At 37.6% G+C, this 16,612-nt stretch carries 14 protein-coding genes; 9 read left to right on the top strand and 5 right to left on the bottom strand.

Translation table 11 applies throughout. The annotated features are described in order from the left end of the window. The first annotated feature begins 1 nt into the window (after position 1). A complete protein-coding gene (locus ACX0HA_RS14080) occupies positions 2-1,183 on the top strand; it encodes a THUMP domain-containing class I SAM-dependent RNA methyltransferase (protein WP_458845934.1) in 1,182 nt (393 codons plus the stop codon). A gap of 11 nt (positions 1,184-1,194) precedes the next feature. Beyond that, positions 1,195-1,428, top strand: a complete 234-nt coding sequence (locus ACX0HA_RS14075; protein WP_458845933.1) for a hypothetical protein — start codon at positions 1,195-1,197, stop codon at positions 1,426-1,428. A 54-nt stretch (positions 1,429-1,482) separates the two neighbouring features. Here the strand turns inward: ACX0HA_RS14075 and ACX0HA_RS14070 are convergent, their stop codons facing one another. From ACX0HA_RS14070 to ACX0HA_RS14060, 3 genes are all read right to left on the bottom strand, one after another. Continuing rightward, positions 1,483-2,112, bottom strand: coding sequence for a DUF2971 domain-containing protein (locus tag ACX0HA_RS14070; RefSeq protein ID WP_458845932.1), 630 nt, complete (start codon positions 2,110-2,112; stop codon positions 1,483-1,485). Positions 2,113-2,157: 45 nt separating this feature from the next. Beyond that, positions 2,158-4,338, bottom strand: a complete 2,181-nt coding sequence (locus ACX0HA_RS14065; RefSeq protein WP_458845931.1) for a S9 family peptidase — start codon at positions 4,336-4,338, stop codon at positions 2,158-2,160. A 145-nt stretch (positions 4,339-4,483) separates the two neighbouring features. Beyond that, positions 4,484-5,701: an aminotransferase class I/II-fold pyridoxal phosphate-dependent enzyme gene (locus ACX0HA_RS14060; RefSeq protein ID WP_458845930.1), complete on the bottom strand. Its 1,218-nt coding sequence runs from the start codon at positions 5,699-5,701 to the stop codon at positions 4,484-4,486. Positions 5,702-5,893: 192 nt separating this feature from the next. On the opposite strand from ACX0HA_RS14060, the gene ACX0HA_RS14055 reads away from it, so the two are divergent. From ACX0HA_RS14055 to ACX0HA_RS14030, 6 genes are all read left to right on the top strand, one after another. Then, positions 5,894-6,349, top strand: a complete 456-nt coding sequence (locus tag ACX0HA_RS14055; protein WP_458845929.1) for an Lrp/AsnC family transcriptional regulator — start codon at positions 5,894-5,896, stop codon at positions 6,347-6,349. A gap of 33 nt (positions 6,350-6,382) precedes the next feature. Then, positions 6,383-8,017 carry a carboxylesterase/lipase family protein gene (locus ACX0HA_RS14050; protein ID WP_458845928.1) on the top strand — a complete coding sequence of 545 codons (1,635 nt, stop codon included), beginning with the start codon at positions 6,383-6,385 and terminating at the stop codon, positions 8,015-8,017. Positions 8,018-8,144: 127 nt separating this feature from the next. Further along, complete coding sequence (gene lpdA, locus ACX0HA_RS14045) at positions 8,145-9,551, top strand: dihydrolipoyl dehydrogenase (RefSeq protein ID WP_458845927.1); 1,407 nt, start codon at positions 8,145-8,147, stop codon at positions 9,549-9,551. A gap of 95 nt (positions 9,552-9,646) precedes the next feature. Continuing rightward, positions 9,647-10,936: an anthranilate synthase component I family protein gene (locus tag ACX0HA_RS14040; protein ID WP_458845926.1), complete on the top strand. Its 1,290-nt coding sequence runs from the start codon at positions 9,647-9,649 to the stop codon at positions 10,934-10,936. Between the two features lie 27 nt (positions 10,937-10,963). Continuing rightward, positions 10,964-12,274, top strand: a complete 1,311-nt coding sequence (tilS, locus tag ACX0HA_RS14035; RefSeq protein ID WP_458845925.1) for a tRNA lysidine(34) synthetase TilS — start codon at positions 10,964-10,966, stop codon at positions 12,272-12,274. A gap of 1 nt (position 12,275) precedes the next feature. After that, the gene (locus ACX0HA_RS14030; RefSeq protein WP_458845924.1) at positions 12,276-14,267 is read left to right on the top strand and encodes a protein-disulfide reductase DsbD family protein; all 1,992 of its coding nucleotides are present in this window, start codon (positions 12,276-12,278) and stop codon (positions 14,265-14,267) included. 31 nt (positions 14,268-14,298) lie between these two features. Here ACX0HA_RS14030 and ACX0HA_RS14025 read toward each other — a convergent pair whose 3' ends face one another. After that, positions 14,299-15,654: an FAD-dependent oxidoreductase gene (locus ACX0HA_RS14025; protein ID WP_458845923.1), complete on the bottom strand. Its 1,356-nt coding sequence runs from the start codon at positions 15,652-15,654 to the stop codon at positions 14,299-14,301. 69 nt (positions 15,655-15,723) lie between these two features. Next, positions 15,724-16,098: a PH domain-containing protein gene (locus ACX0HA_RS14020; RefSeq protein ID WP_458845922.1), complete on the bottom strand. Its 375-nt coding sequence runs from the start codon at positions 16,096-16,098 to the stop codon at positions 15,724-15,726. A gap of 144 nt (positions 16,099-16,242) precedes the next feature. Between ACX0HA_RS14020 and ACX0HA_RS14015 the strand changes: the two genes are divergently transcribed. Continuing rightward, positions 16,243-16,608, top strand: a complete 366-nt coding sequence (locus ACX0HA_RS14015; RefSeq protein ID WP_458845921.1) for a cation transporter — start codon at positions 16,243-16,245, stop codon at positions 16,606-16,608. Positions 16,609-16,612: the final 4 nt, after the last annotated feature.

Genomic DNA, 16,612 nt, shown 5'->3' with positions numbered 1-16,612 from the left:
CATGGAAAATAATTTTAAAATGATTGCCAAAACCTTTTTTGGTTTTGAAGAAATACTTGCAAAAGAACTGCAGGTTTTAGGAGCTCAGGAAGTAGAGCAGGGTGTAAGGATGGTAAGTTTCAAAGGCGATAAGGGCTTTATGTACAAAGCCAACCTGTCGTTAAGGACTGCCCTTAAGATACTTAAGCCTATTTACCATTTCAGGGCATTCAACGAGCAGAGCCTCTATAAAGGTATTCAGGGCATTGACTGGTCTAAATATCTTAATGCAAATCAATCATTTGTTATTGATGTTACCCTGCATTCAGACCATTTTAACCATTCGCAATTCGTAGCGCTCAAGACAAAAGATGCTGTAGTTGACCAGTTTAGGGACCGTTATGGTAAAAGGCCAAGTATTGATAAGGATTTTCCGGATTTAAGGATCAACATCCATATTCATAATGACCAGTGTTCTGTTGCTCTTGATACATCAGGAAACTCATTGCACCAAAGAGGGTACAAAACCGCGACTAACATTGCACCAATAAACGAGGTGCTTGCTGCTGGGATGCTATTGCTTTCAGGTTGGGATGGCCAGGGTGATTTTATCGACCCGATGTGTGGATCAGGTACAATATTGGCTGAAGCAGCGATGATTGCATGTAATATTCCTGCGAACATCAATCGTAAAGAGTTTGCGTTTGAAAAATGGAACGACTGGGATAATGACCTTTTTGATATGATAGTTGACTCTCTTATGAAAAAGGCACGTGAATTCCATTATACCATCAAAGGCTATGATAAAGCGCCATCAGCTGTAGCAAAGGCAAAAGACAATATCTATAATGCCAATTTGGATGAGTATGTGACTATTACACAAGCAGATTTCTTTACTACAGAAAAAGAAACAAGAGGACCGCTGCACATGGTATTCAATCCGCCATACGGAGAAAGGCTAGATGTAGATATGGAACGTTTTTACAGGGAAATAGGAGATACGCTTAAGCAAAGCTATCCGGGTACTAATGCATGGTTCATTACCGCAAACCTTGATGCCCTCAAATTTGTAGGGCTTAAACCTTCGCGAAAAATCAAGCTCTTTAATGGTAAGCTGGAGACTCGTTTTGTGAAATATGAAATGTACGAAGGAAGTAAAAGAACTAAATTCCAGAATAATAACACTACTGAAGATTCAGAATAATATCTATCATTATGAATAAACAGAATAAAGCATTTGTATATAACCTTTTAGGATTTGTTTTTTTCTATTGCCTCAGCTATTTCCTGCTATATACTTTTACAGGAGCAAGAGGGTGGATGCTGCCGCTTATTTCGGCTGTAGTCACAACCATACTTACCCCTAAATTCCAATATGCCCGTCAGGCAGGAGGAGATAAGATCTACATGAGCTGGTTATTCATGAAAGGGATAAAAGAAGTTAAATAGTCCTGATACAATATAACAAAAAAGCCTGATAGCAATACTATCAGGCTTTTTTGTTTACATTTTTTTGAAACCGCTAATCCAACGTTGATTCTCATAAAGTGTTGAACGGCTAATTCTTTTATCAGGATCTTTAGCTGTTCCTTTAAGATGCCTTTTTATTGTCTCATATATTTGTTTAGGCATTTGCTGGCTTATAGTGACCTTACGGATTACGCTTAACGGGATATCAATTTCAAAGAAATCCATTTTATCATTGGTTTCATAGATTATCCGATATTCTTCTTCACATCTATATGGCCATCTCTTTGTAAAAGGTATATCGTCAAGTTCAATTATCTTTTTAGAAGATACATCATCTATCTTTTTATAAATGACTTTTCTATGTTTTATACCCTGAATTTCATCCAATATTGCAAATAGTTTTTTTGGATCAAATTCAATCACACAGCCACTAGGTCCGTTTGAATAGGTTTTCCAGTGATGAATTGTCTCATCATCATGAGAAAAACACAGCGCAAAAAGATAATCAATATCTTTTCTTGATTTATATTCATTAATAATTTCAGCATCATTCCTGTCTTCCCATAAATTTGGATTAAGCAGCGTAAGCTTTTTTCTTTCCAGCATATCAAGCAGGATGGGAAGGGTCGTGAAACGATTTAATCTTGAAATTGGATTGTCCATAGTGAGTTATATAAAAAACGGAGGCCTAAGCCTCCGTCAATATTATTACTTTTTAAGGTAAGTATCAAAATAATCGGCGATTTTCTGGTTCAGGTGAACCCTGTCTTTACCACGTACATTGTGTTCATGGTTAGGATACAGGAAGTAATCTACCTGTTTTCCAGCTGCGATACACGCATTGATAAACTCCATACTGTGCTGCTGAACCACTACTGGGTCCTGAGCTCCGTGAATTACAAGCAGTCTGCCTTTAAGTTGTTTTGCTTTATCTATGATGTTTGTTTTTGCATAACCATCAGGATTTTCCTGAGGCATGTCCATGTAACGCTCACCATACATGATCTCATAATATTTCCAGTCGCATACCGGACCACCGGCAACACCTACTTTAAAAGTATCGGCCTGATCAAGCATTAGTGAAGAAGTCATGAAACCACCAAAGCTCCATCCTGAAACACCAATCCTGTTCTGATCAACAAATGCTTTAGACTTAAGGAACTCAACGCCTTTCATTTGATCGGCCATTTCATTTACACCAAGGTTACGGTGAACCACATGCTCAAAATCACGTCCGCGTGCGTCGCTACCACGGTTATCAAGTGTAAATACCACATAACCCTGTTGTGCAAGATAATAATCGAATAAGGATGCCCCGCCAAGCCATTTATTGTTAACCAATTGTGCGTGAGGGCCACCGTAAACATACACGATAACCGGATATTTTTTAGCAGCATCAAAATCTGCAGGATAGATTAATCTTCCGTTAAGCGGTGTTTTGCCATCTGCAGAAGTTACAGTAACCAATTCCATTTTAGGAAGTACTGTTTTACCTGCATATGGGTTTTCGGCTGTAAGAATAGTATTTGTATTTTTTTTATCCTTTAGGTTGATTACCGTTACAGTATTTGGGGTAACCCTATTGCTAAAACTGTCAAGTGCATAAGTCCCATCAGTGCTGATTATGGCATTATGTGTGCCAGACTGTGTTGTTAGAGGGACAGTTTTTCCTGATGAAAGTTCAACTTTGTATACTTGTCTTTCAAGTCCATTATCTGCAGTACCTATATAAAGCGCATTTTTAGCAGCTGCATCAAAACCTAAGAATTCAGTTATAACAACATCAAGATACCCTAGTTTTTTAAGCTGTTTGCCCTCAATATTATATAAATACAATTGTTCAAAACCGTCTTTTTCGCTTCTGTAAAGGAACTGATCGTTTTTACCGGGAACAAAGGTTAGGTCGTGAAGAGGCTCTACATATGTCGTAGCTTTTTCTTCAAACAAAGTCTTTTCAAAGTTACCTGTTACTGCATCATATCGGTTTAGTTTCAGGTCATTTTGCTCCCTGTTTAATACACCAACATATACCTTTTTACCATCAGGTGACCAGGTAACGCAAGTAAGGAATTGCTCTTTAGGCCCTTCGGTCTTAAGTGTCGTAGATTTACCTGTAGCAATATCATATACTACAAGTGTAACTTCCTCACTTTTCATACCCGCCATTGGGTATTTAATATCATTGTTTGAAGCTATACGCTCATCCCAGTTGGTAAGAGGATAATTAGCAACCATAGTTTCATCCTTTCTGTAGAATAGTAATTTATCGCTATTAGGACTCCACCACATACCTTTATCAATACCAAATTCCTGACGGTGTACATAGTCACTGCCGTTCACAATACCTTTATCAGCATCATTGGTAACAGTAATGGTTTTGCCGTCACCGGTTGAAATAACGATGTTGTTATCTTTTAACCAAGATGCATTTGCACCATTTGGAGAAAGTTGTTGCTGTGCAGCTTCATTCGAAATTGCTACAGCACTTTTCACTTCTTTTTTGGCTACATCAAACAGAACCAGATAGGTCAGGTTTTTAGCGGCTACTTCTAATACCAAAGTATTTACATCATTCCATTTATATGAATAAGGAAACATTCTCAATTCAAATGAATCCGAAGGGAATTTAGCTTTTAGTGCAGCTGCCAGTTCAGTTTTAGAGATTAGGGTAGTTTCCGCCCATTTGCCTTCTTCACTACGTGCCATAAGGTTAGCATACGTATTATCAAGGTAAGTAATGGTTTTGGCACCCTTTCTCCATGCCGGAGCAACAAGGCTTTTTGGAGCAAAAATCTGATATTGTCCAGATGTCGCTTCCTGAATGGTAAGATTCTTTTGAGCTGTGGCAGCCATTCCTGATAATAAGAATAGCCAAACTATTTTTTTCATGTGTTTGTTGTTAGATGGGCGAATTTAATTAAACTTAAAATGACACCAAAATTGTTTCTGTTCAATTAGTAGTGAACAGACATAATTTGTTACAATAAAAAATCCGTTCATTACTATGAACGGATTTAGATTATCTGATTGATGATTAAACTGTAGCTATTGCTTTAAGTACTCCAACTTCCACCATACATTCTTTCATTTTCTGGTAGGTGCGCTCAATGTCATTATCAAGGCCAATTGAAAAACGGATCAGTCCGTCAGTTAAGCCCATTTCTTTTTGCTCATCCATTGGTATTTCACTTGATGTAGATGACCCCGGAGCACTGAATAATGTTTTGTAGAAACCTAAACTAACGGCAAGGTAACCAAGGTTGCGGTTTTGCATCAGTTCCATTAATTCATTTGCTTTATCAATTGTACCTGCATCGATAGTCATCAGACCTCCGAAACCATATTCAGGATTGATCATGCCTTTATATAGTTTGTGTCCCGGGTGACTTTCAAGACCAGGATAAACTACTTTAAGTCCGTCATTTTCGAATTTTTCTGCCAGATATGAAGCATTGTGGCTGTGTTGTTTCATCCTGATATGAAGTGTACGAAGGTTTTTCATTACACTGGCGGAACGAAGGCTGTCCATTGTTGGGCCTAGAAGCATGCTTGCACCATCGTTTACATTTCTAAGGGCATCGATAAATTCCTGAGTACCACAAGTAACACCACCTACAGTATCGCTACTTCCGTTGATGAATTTTGTAAGGCTGTGGATAACCACATCAGCACCCAATTTAACAGGAGCAACAGATAAAGGAGAGAAAGTATTGTCAACAACCAATTTAAGGTTGTGTTTTTTAGCTATTTTAGCAAGGCTTTCAATATCAGCAACTTCAAGAAGCGGGTTACTTACTGTTTCGCAATACAATACTTTTGTATTAGGTGTGATAGCAGCTTCAACAACATCAAGTTTTGTAATGTCTACAAAAGATGTTTTGATATTTAGCTTTGGCAGGAAGTTTTTCATGAAAGCATACGTTCCTCCGTAGATTGTACGGCTTGAAACAATATGGTCTCCTCCTGCACAAAGCTGTAGTAATACGGGAGTAATTGCTCCCATACCCGATGCTGCAACGTTTGCGGTTTCAGTTCCTTCCATAGCAGCAAGTGCCTGTCCAAGATAAAGATTACTTGGCGAAGAGTGACGTGAATATAAATAACATCCATCAGCATTTCCTTCAAATGTATCAAACATTGTTTTTGCCGAAAGGAAGGTATAAGTTGATGAATCAGAAATTGATGGATTAACACCACCAAATTCTCCAAAATATTGTAAGTCTTGTATTTTATCAGCCGGATTAAAGTCCATTTTTAAAATTTTAAGTTTATAGTTGTAGTTTTTTATTAGATTTTATACATACAAATAGATTGTTTTTTAAATCAAAAATCAATAGATATACATATAATTAGATTATTTATCTATAGATTTGATTTTTAAAAACAAATATTACATTTAACTACCTTGATTTCCTTGCGATAAAAGAAAATTTTACATCACAGTATGGATACAACCGACAGAAAACTGCTTATGCTATTGCAACAGGATAGCACTAAGACGACAAAAGAATTATCATTGAAACTTAACCTTTCGGTTACTGCAATTTATGAACGGATAAAAAAACTCGAACGTGAAGGTATCATCAGTAAGTATGTTGCCCTGCTCGATCAGAAAAAGCTGGATAAGGCTTTTGTTGTTTTTTGTCATATCAAATTGATACAACATACAAAAGAATACCTGACCCGTTTTGAACAGGAGGTTACAAAACTTGAAGAGGTTTTGGAATGCTATCATGTAAGTGGTGATTATGATTATATTTTAAAAATATATGTAAAAGACATGGAAGCCTATCGTGAGTTTATGGTTACCAAGCTAACCACCTTGCAGCATATAGGCAGTACTCACAGTACTTTTATGATAAGCGAGGTAAAGAACACCAATATCATCACGTTACAATAATGGTTATATTTGTTAGAAACATCTATCAATAATATGACTAAAAAAAACGTATTCTTAGCCTTATTACTGCATCTGGCTTTGGTGGTTTCTGCCCAGAAAAGTCCACAGGTCAAAGTAGAGCAGGGAACACTTGAAGGTATTACACTTTCATCAGGAATCCATAATTACAGAGGGATACCCTTTGCACAGCCTCCGGTAGGAGAACTGAGATGGAAAGCACCACAACCGCCTAAAAAGTGGAGTGGTGTGCGTAAAGCTGATACATTTGGTAACAATCCTATGCAAAAGCCTATATATGGAGATATGAATTTCAGGGCACCTTCTATGAGTGAAGATTGCCTTTACCTTAATATATGGACACCTGTTAAGGATACACAAGAAAAATTACCAGTCCTGGTTTATTTCTATGGCGGTGGGTTCATGGCAGGTGATGGTTCAGAAAACCGGTATGATGGTGAAAGTCTTGCTGAAAAAGGGATAGTAACTGTTACTCTAAATTACAGGCTTGGTATTTTTGGCTTCTTTGCTCATCCTGAACTTACAAAAGAATCTCCAAATCGCGCTTCAGGAAATTATGGATTACTGGATCAGAATGCAGCTTTATTGTGGGTAAAGAAAAACATTGCTGCTTTTGGAGGTGATCCGAATAAGATCACTATTGCAGGAGAATCAGCAGGCTCTATTTCAGTATCAGCACAAATGACTTCCCCTTTATCTAAAGGGCTTATTGCAGGAGCAATAGGACAGAGTGGTGCTATGATCAATCCAACGCTCGACGCAATTCCATTGGCAGCAGCCGAAAAAAATGGTGTTGCATTTTCTCAAAAAATAAACAGTATCGAATTATCAAAACTTAGGGCTATACCAGCTGAAAAGCTTTTGGATGAAGCTTCAAAACCTAATGTATTTAGTGCAAGAGCAACAGTTGATGGTTATTTTTTGCCAAAATTGCCTTCAGAAATATTTACCGCAGGTGAGCAGGCAAAAGTTCCACTTTTGGCAGGATGGACATCTGCTGAGATTCCGTATATGGCTTTTATGCAGGGCCAATATCCTAATCCTGAGAATTATAAAAAAAGGGTAGAGGATGTGTATAAAGAAAAAGCAGCAGAGGTACTTAAGTTATATCCCGGGAATACTGAAACAGAAGTTATTGAGTCGGCAACAGCACTGGGAAGTGATAATTTTATAGTTTACAGTACATGGAAATGGTTGGAGCTGCACAGAAAAACCACCAAACAACCTGTTTATGCTTATAATTTCTCAAAAGCACGTCCGCCGATGAAATTGGAAATGGGAAATGCTAAATCAGGTCTTGCCGGAGGAATTACAAAAAATACCGGTAAGAAGGAAGAAAATAAAATGCCTGAGCCGCAGCCTGGAGCTAATCATGCTTCAGACATAGAGTATCTGCTTGGGAATCTCTCAACAAACAAGGTGTATGAATGGACAGCAAACGATTATAAAACATCTGAGATTTCGGAAGAATATCTGGCAAATTTTATAAAGACAGGGAATCCAAACGGAAAAGGCTTAACGGAATGGCCAGTGAGCAAACCTGACGGTGATATGAATATCATGACACTGGATGTGGTTAGTAAGGCTACAAAAGAAAAATACCGTAGCCGTTATTTATTTCTCGATGGTTACTATAGTATGAAGAAATAAAATATTTATCAGTTTAAATGTGAGATATTCAAAGAGGAGTGCAAATTCCTCTTTTTTATTTATCCCATATTAATGATAATGCCTAAATTTGCCAGACAATAAATAAAATCACACAAAAATATATATTATGAGTTCATTTGACGTAGTCGTTATAGGTTCAGGTCCCGGCGGATATGTAGCAGCAATTCGTTGCGCGCAATTGGGTTTTAATACTGCAATCATTGAAAAATACCCAACACTGGGAGGTACTTGCCTTAACGTAGGCTGTATTCCATCAAAAGCATTGCTGGATTCGTCTCACCACTACCATGACGCTACTACACACTTTAAGGAGCACGGTATTGATATTGCCGGAGAAATTAAAGTAAACATTGAGCAGATGATTACCCGTAAAAAAGGTGTTGTTGATCAGAATGTTGTAGGTATCAAATACCTTATGGATAAGAACAAGATCACTGTTTTTGAAGGATTAGGTTCTTTTGAAGATGCTACACATATTAAAGTGACTAAAAATGACGGTTCATCTGAAACTATAGAAGCTAAAAACACAATTATAGCTACAGGTTCAAAACCATCATCACTTCCATTTATCAAAATAGATAAAGAAAGAATCATCACTTCTACTGAGGCTCTTGAATTAAAAGAAGTTCCTAAACACCTTATCGTTATCGGTGGTGGTGTTATTGGTCTTGAATTAGGTCAGGTTTACCTTCGCCTTGGTGCTCAGGTATCAGTAGTTGAGTATCTTGACAGGATTATTCCTGGCATGGATGCAGGCCTTTCTAAAGAGCTTACTAAAGTACTTAAGAAACAAGGCATGAAATTCTATACTTCACACAAAGTAAAATCTGTTGAAAGAAGCGGAGAAGGTGTTCAGGTTCAGGCTGAAAATGCTAAAGGAGAGACTATCACTTTAGATGGAGATTACTCATTGGTATCTGTTGGCCGTCGTCCATATACTGACGGACTTAACGCTGAAGCAGCAGGAGTTAAAGTTACTGAAAGAGGCCAAATCGAAGTAAATGATCATCTACAGACTTCAGCTTCTAACATATATGCTATCGGAGACGTTATTAAAGGCGCCATGCTTGCTCACAAAGCAGAAGAAGAAGGTGTATTTGTTGCTGAAACACTTGCAGGTCAAAAACCTCACATTGATTATAACCTTATCCCAGGTGTAGTTTATACATGGCCTGAAGTTGCTGCTGTTGGTAAAACAGAAGAACAGCTTAAAGAAGCCGGTGTTGAATATAAATCAGGAAGTTTCCCTTTCAAAGCGCTTGGACGTTCTCGTGCAAGTATGGATACTGACGGATTTGTGAAAATCCTTGCCGATGCTAAAACTGACGAAGTTCTTGGTATCCACATGATCGGTGCACGTACGGCTGACCTTATTGCTGAAGCAGTAACAGCAATGGAATTCAAAGCATCTGCTGAAGATATTTCAAGAATGTCACACGCTCACCCTACCTATGCTGAGGCTGTTAAAGAAGCGGCTCTTGCTGCTACTGAAAATAGAGCTATACATATCTAAGAGATTAGATAAAAATATAATAAACCCATTCCGAAAGGAGTGGGTTTTGTATTTAAAGGCAATGTGTTGTACTTTTGATTAATTAAATAAAAGCTTTGAGAACTTCCCATATTCTGACTATAGAAAATACCGAACGGTATAAAAAACAACTGCTCGGTTGGGCACAGCAATTTCGTGAAATCGTATTTCTTGACAGCAACGATTATCATCAGCAATATACAACCTATGATGCTGTTTTAGCGGTTGATGCTTTTACTTCAATTAAGACTGATTATCACAATGTATTTGAGGAACTTAAAGTATATCAGAAAATAAGTAAAGACTGGCTTTTTGGATACCTTTCGTATGATCTGAAAAATGATACAGAAGAGCTAAAGTCAAATAACTATGATGGTTTAAGCTTTCCTGATCTATTCTTCTTTCAGCCCAAAAAACTCTTTTTACTTAAGGGTCACCAACTCGAAGTCCAGTACCTTAGTATGTGTGATGATGAGATTGAAGGAGACCTAAAAGAAATTATGAATTATGAATTAGGAAATTCAAATGTCAGTACCCAAATTTCTATAGAGCAGAGAATTTCAAAAGAGAGTTATCTCGAAAAGGCAGGGGAGATGTTGGCGCATATCCACAGAGGAGATATTTATGAAGCTAATTTCTGCATGGAGTTTTATGCCGAAAATGCGAGTATTGATCCTTTTGATACATATTTGAAGCTCAATTCCATTTCAGAACCACCATTTGCGGTATTTTTCAGGAATTACAAGCAATATCTTTTATCTGCTTCTCCGGAACGTTATATTCGAAAAGAAGGTGACAAGGTTATCTCACAGCCGATAAAAGGAACTGCAAGGCGTAGCAATGACGCAACAGAAGACAAAGCGATTCAGCAAGAGCTGTACAACAATGAGAAAGAGCGTTCAGAAAACATAATGATCGTTGACCTCGTCCGCAATGATCTGTCACGTACTGCTGCCAAAGGATCGGTACAGGTTGAAGAACTTTGCGGTACTTATGCTTTTAAGCAGGTACATCATTTAATCTCTACTGTTGTTTCTGAAATAGCTGAAGGGTATTCGCCTGTCGATGTAATTAAAACTACTTTTCCGATGGGAAGCATGACCGGAGCCCCAAAAATATCAGCCATGCAAATCATTGAAAAACTCGAAGAAACTAAAAGAGGACTATATAGTGGAGCAGTAGGCTATTTCACTCCGGAAGGTGATTTCGACTTCAACGTGGTTATCCGTAGCATTTTATACAATGAGGAGAATAAATATGTCTCTTTTTCTGTAGGCAGTGCTATAACCTCTAAAGCTATTGCGGAAATGGAGTATGAGGAGTGTCTTCTTAAAGCAAGGGCGATGCGATCAGTACTTGAATCATAATTTGAATTGAATTCATTAACTTTGAATATGCTGCAAGAACTTAAGAAACACCTCAAAGAAAACCTTCCTTTTCTCAAGAACTCAAAACTACTTGTTGCGGTTAGCGGTGGCATTGATAGTGTTGTTTTAGTGCATTTATTAAAACAGCTTGATTACGATATTACCATTGCGCATTGCAACTTTGGATTGAGAGGAGAAGAGAGTGATGGAGATGAAAAATTCATCAGGGATTATGCTTCTGAAAATAATATTAAAATTTTTGTAACCAACTTTGATACAAAGCTTTTTGCAGAGGATAATAAACTATCAGTTCAGGTAGCAGCCAGACAACTTCGATATATCTGGTTTGATCAACTACTCGAAGAAAACAGCCTTGATTATTTACTTACTGCCCATCATCTTGACGACAATATCGAGACATTCTTAATCAATTTTACCCGAGGAACAGGACTGGAAGGATTAACGGGCATACCACAGCAAAACGGCACTATTGTAAGACCACTACTGCCTTTTACCCGAAACCAAATTGAGGCTTATGCGTTAGCAAATTCTATTACTTGGCGTGAGGATAGTAGTAATGCTTCGGACAAATACTTACGAAACAAGTTACGTCATGATATAGTTCCTGAATTGAAATCACTTAATCCTTCATTTACAGATTCTTTCATTCAGACATTAAACAATTTACAACAAACATCTTCGCTGGCTCATGATGCGGCCATATTGATGTATCAGCAGGTGGTTGCAGAGAAAGAAGGCCAAAAGCATATAAATATTGCTCAACTTAAACGCTTACCTAATTATAAGGCCTATCTCTACCAATGGCTGAGCCCGTTTGGATTTACTGCATGGGATGATATTTATGATCTTGCTGACGCACAATCAGGAAAGCAGATATTCTCATCCGGATACAGGCTACTAAAAGACAGGCTTGTACTTATTCTCGAACCTTTAAAACCTGTAGACAAACAAATTTATGAAATTGGAGATGGGGTAAACCACATAAATGAACCATTAACAATTAAACTCGAATTAGGAGCTGAAATATCATCAGATTCCACAAAAAACGTTGTTTTTGTTAATAATAGCTTAATAAAATTCCCGTTATTTGTTCGCAAATGGCAGGAAGGTGATTACTTTTGCCCTCTTGGAATGAATGGACAAAAAAAGAAGCTGTCAAAATTCTTTAAGGACGAGAAATTATCGCTAACCGAAAAAGAAAATGCCTGGCTTTTATGTTCTGAAAATGAAATTCTTTGGATTATTGGCAGGCGTGCTGATGATCGTTTTAAAATACGCAATACAACAGACACAATATTAAAAATAGAAGTTTTGTAAAATGAAAAAAGCGGCCTTATTATTCTTTTTTTTATTTGCCTTTTTAACCCTTCAGGCACAGCCTCAGGGAGCTAATTTAAAAGACCCTGTAAAATGGACATCTAAGATTGAAAAGAAATCTGACACTGAATATGTATTGGTGTTTGATGCAACAATCGAAAAGGACTGGCATATGTACTCTCAGTTTACTGCTGATGGGGGAGCACTTCCATTAGAGGTACTATTCAACAACGACAAAGGTAACTTTGAGGCAGTTGGTAAAGCTGAAGAAAGCAAAACTGAAAAAGCATTCAACGAAACTTTCGGTGTTGATGAAACATTTTGGAGCCATTCAGCTCAAATAAAACAAACTATTAAAGTTACTAATACTGCTAACAATATAATTCAGGTAGAACTGGCTTATCAGGTTTGTAAAGAAGTTTGCATTCAGGGAAGTAACTTATTCCAGTTTGACACAAAAACATTGACTTCCACCGAAGTTAAGAGTTTTGAGGAAGCAGTAGTTCCTGCAAAAACTGAAAAAAAAAATAATAGTTCAAACACAGGTAGCCCTGAGAAAAAAAGTGAAGAGAAAGGCTTATTTACAATATTTTTTATAGCCTTTTTATCAGGTTTCGCTGCTTTGCTTACACCATGTGTATTCCCAATGATACCAATGACTGTAAGCTTCTTTACGAAACAAAGTAAAACTAAGGCTGCGGGTATTAAAAATGCCATTATATATGGTGTTTCAATCATACTTATTTATGTTATCCTTGGTTCGCTTGTAACTGCTGTTTTTGGTGCCGATTCATTAAATGCATTATCTACAAACGTTATATTCAACCTTGTGTTTTTTGTACTTCTTATCGTTTTTGCTGCATCATTCCTTGGAGCTTTTGAGATCATGTTACCAAATTCATGGGCTAATAAAGTGGACCGTCAGGCCGACAGAGGTGGTATAGTAGGAATATTATTTATGGCGCTTGCACTGGCAATCGTTTCTTTCTCTTGTACAGGACCAATTGTTGGAACACTATTGGTTGAAGCTGCCTCTAAAGGAGGAATCGCACCAGTAATAGGGATGTTTGGTTTTTCTCTTGCATTAGCGTTACCATTCATGTTGTTTGCAATGTTTCCGGGATGGCTTAACAGCCTTCCAAAATCTGGAGGATGGCTTAATACGGTTAAAGTATTCTTAGGTTTCCTTGAACTTGCATTTGCTTTCAAATTTTTATCAAATGCCGATTTAGTACTTCAGACACATATCCTTGAAAGAGAAATTTTCCTTGCAATATGGATTGGTATTTTTGGTGCACTTGCACTATACCTGTTTGGGAAAATAACACTGCCTCACGATAGTCCGCTTACTTCAATTTCAGTAGGAAGGCTCTTTTTAGGACTTTTAACGTTAATCTTTACGGTTTACCTTATACCGGGATTATGGGGAGCTCCTCTAAAACTTATTAGCGGTTTCCCACCATCATTAACCTATAGCGAAAGCCCTTATGGGATTGGTAATCCTAAGAGCGGCGGAAGTGCAGATGCTGCTGATATGCCTGAAGGTGCTCACGACGGTCCTCACGGTATTGTTGCTTTTGACGATTATGCCAAAGGTCTTTCTTATGCCAAAGAGGTTAACAAACCTGTACTGATCGATTTCACCGGTTATGCATGTGTTAACTGTCGTAAAATGGAAGACAATGTATGGAGTGATGAACATATACTTTCAGTACTTAATAATGATGTTGTATTAGTTTCTCTATATGTAGACTATAAGAAAGAGCTTCCTGAAAGTGAACAATATATTTCTGAAACTACTGGTAAAAAAGTAAAGACTATTGGTAACAAATGGAGTGATATGCAAATCACGAAATACAAAACCAATTCACAACCATATTATGTATTGATAGGCCTTGATGAACAAAATCTTAATGAGCCTATCGGTTACACTCCGGATGTTGAAGAATATCAAAACTGGCTTACCTCCGGTATAGCGAACTTCAAAAAATAAAAAAAATGCCTTCTGAAAAGAAGGCATTTTTTTATATATCATTTATAAGTTTCCGTGCTGCTGTCTGTACCGGATCCCAAACTGGGGAGAAGGGAGGAGCATACGACAAATCCAAATCTATTATATTTTGCAAGGTCAAATTATGAGTAAGTGCAGTAGCTAATACATCGATACGCTTAGCCGCACCTTCCTCACCAATGATTTGTCCGCCTAAAAGGCGTCCGCTATTTTTTTCTGCCAATAGCTTTACAGTTATATTTTTTGCTTTAGGATAGTAATGTGCTCTTGTTTTACTTGTAATCGTTCCTGTTACATAGTCAATACCTAATGCTGCAAGTTCTTTTTCCTGTAAGCCTGTACGAGCCACTTCATAACTACATACTTTACATACAGCAGTCCCAACTACCCCCGGAAAATGAGGAGTTTCACCGGCAATGCTACTCCCTGCAACCAATCCTGTTTTATTGGCAATAGTGCCCATAGCAATATGCACATGCTTATGGCTTACCAGATGCAGGGTTTCAGCACAGTCTCCTGCCGCCCAAACATCTTTTACATTGGTCTGCATCTGTGCGTTTACCTTTATGGAATTTTTTACGCCAAGTTCTATACCTGAACCTTCTAGAAAACCGGTATTGGGAGCTGAACCCATTCCGAATATGACTATATCAGTTGAAATGGATTGTTTATTGGTTACTACAGATGTAATCAGGCTGCCATCTATTTCAAAAGCTTTTAACTCTTCTTCACAGAATAATGTAACGCCAAGGTTGCGTATGGCTTCCGAGACCATTTCACCCATATCAGGATCAAGGGTATTCATAACTTGTTTTGACCGATTTATAATTGTTACAGTCAAACCTCTTATCAGTAATGCTTCGGCCATTTCAAGCCCAATATAGCCACCACCTATTATCACCGCCGATTTAGGCTTCTTCTCTTCAATGAAGTTTTCTATATTAATACCGCTTTTTAGTGTGGTTACACCAAAAGCATTATCAGCATCTTTACCTTTAATGTCAGGACAATACGATTTTGCTCCTGTAGCAATAAGGAGTTGATCATATTCCTGCCAGAATTCGATATTCTTTTCCTTATCAAGTACCCTAATTCGTTTTCCGGGGGTATCGACTTCCAGTACAAGATTCATTGTCCTGACATCAATATTAAATTTATCCCGGAATGCTTCGGGACTTCGCACGACAAGCTCATCAATAGATTTAACAGTCTCTGATATAAAATATGGAATACCACAGGCAGAGTAGGAGGTATAGCCTGATTTTTCGAAAACAATGATTTTCCTGTCCGGCTGTTCACGCCTTACTTTTGATGCTGCCGACATTCCGGCTGCGTCTCCTCCGATGATTACTAATGTATTATCTGCCATAGTCGTTGTAAAAAAATAGCCAAAACGTTGCGTGTTTTGGCTAAAGGTAAGTAGGTTTAGGTGGTTTAGTTACAGTATATGCTGGCTTAAGATTACATATACCTCATTGATATTGTTATCTTTTCCAAATTGTTTTTTGATAGGCATTGCCTCGCCTCTAACCCAAATCTTAAGTTCAGCATCAAGGTCAAGTAAGCCTGCACTTTCTTTAGAGAACTTCGTAATACTATGGTACGGAATAGACTGATAATCTACCTTTGATCCTGTAATACCTTGTTTATCTACCAGTATTAGCCTTTTATTGGTAAAGACAAACATATCCCTGATCAGCTTAAATGCTTTTTCAATAGTTTCTCCGGGAATAAGCATTGGTTGAAATTCTCCTTGTATCTTCTCGATATCTACCGAAGAAGCATTGCCCATGATGGCATTAAATAGTCCCATAAATTGTAATTGGTGATTTAAATTTTAATAAAAATAGGGAGATATTTCTTATTACAGAAATTTAGATGTTTATTTTTAGAAGGATTTTAAGACTTGGTTTTAATTTCTTACTTTCGGATAATAAACCAAACCAATTTATTTCAGATGAAAAACCTGATTAAGACCATTTTAGTTCTGCTTGTTATCGCTTTCAGTTCAACTACAGCAAATGCGCAGGAAAAAAAGCTAAAAACTACACAAACAGCAGTAATTAAAACGGCCATTTACTGTGACCATTGCAAAGCATGTGAATCTTGCGGGGACAGACTCCAAAAAACACTGCTTAAGGAACAAGGTATCCAGATGATTACGCTGGATGATAAAGCGATGACCATTAAGGTAGTTTACAATTCTAAAAAAACAGATCTTACAAAGATAAAAACAGCAATAAGCAAGCTGGGCTATGATGCAGATGATATCAAAGCTGATCCCGTTGCTTATGAAGGCCTTGATGGCTGCTGCAAGAAATAATATA

The organism is Flavobacterium hauense (assembly GCF_054457175.1).
This window is presented reverse-complemented; position numbering and strand designations above follow the sequence as displayed.

Bases quoted from the DNA above. Each gene is read 5' to 3' on its own strand.
- ACX0HA_RS14075 (WP_458845933.1), top strand. From the start codon at position 1,195: ATGAATAAACAGAATAAAGCATTTGTATATAACCTTTTAGGATTTGTT.
- ACX0HA_RS14050 (WP_458845928.1), top strand. From the start codon at position 6,383: ATGACTAAAAAAAACGTATTCTTAGCCTTATTACTGCATCTGGCTTTG.
- ACX0HA_RS14070 (WP_458845932.1), bottom strand. From the start codon at position 2,112: ATGGACAATCCAATTTCAAGATTAAATCGTTTCACGACCCTTCCCATC.
- ACX0HA_RS14025 (WP_458845923.1), bottom strand. From the start codon at position 15,654: ATGGCAGATAATACATTAGTAATCATCGGAGGAGACGCAGCCGGAATG.
- ACX0HA_RS14015 (WP_458845921.1), top strand. From the start codon at position 16,243: ATGAAAAACCTGATTAAGACCATTTTAGTTCTGCTTGTTATCGCTTTC.
- ACX0HA_RS14055 (WP_458845929.1), top strand. From the start codon at position 5,894: ATGGATACAACCGACAGAAAACTGCTTATGCTATTGCAACAGGATAGC.
- tilS (WP_458845925.1), top strand. From the start codon at position 10,964: ATGCTGCAAGAACTTAAGAAACACCTCAAAGAAAACCTTCCTTTTCTC.
- ACX0HA_RS14060 (WP_458845930.1), bottom strand. From the start codon at position 5,701: ATGGACTTTAATCCGGCTGATAAAATACAAGACTTACAATATTTTGGA.
- ACX0HA_RS14065 (WP_458845931.1), bottom strand. From the start codon at position 4,338: ATGAAAAAAATAGTTTGGCTATTCTTATTATCAGGAATGGCTGCCACA.
- ACX0HA_RS14080 (WP_458845934.1), top strand. From the start codon at position 2: ATGGAAAATAATTTTAAAATGATTGCCAAAACCTTTTTTGGTTTTGAA.
- lpdA (WP_458845927.1), top strand. From the start codon at position 8,145: ATGAGTTCATTTGACGTAGTCGTTATAGGTTCAGGTCCCGGCGGATAT.
- ACX0HA_RS14030 (WP_458845924.1), top strand. From the start codon at position 12,276: ATGAAAAAAGCGGCCTTATTATTCTTTTTTTTATTTGCCTTTTTAACC.
- ACX0HA_RS14020 (WP_458845922.1), bottom strand. From the start codon at position 16,098: ATGGGACTATTTAATGCCATCATGGGCAATGCTTCTTCGGTAGATATC.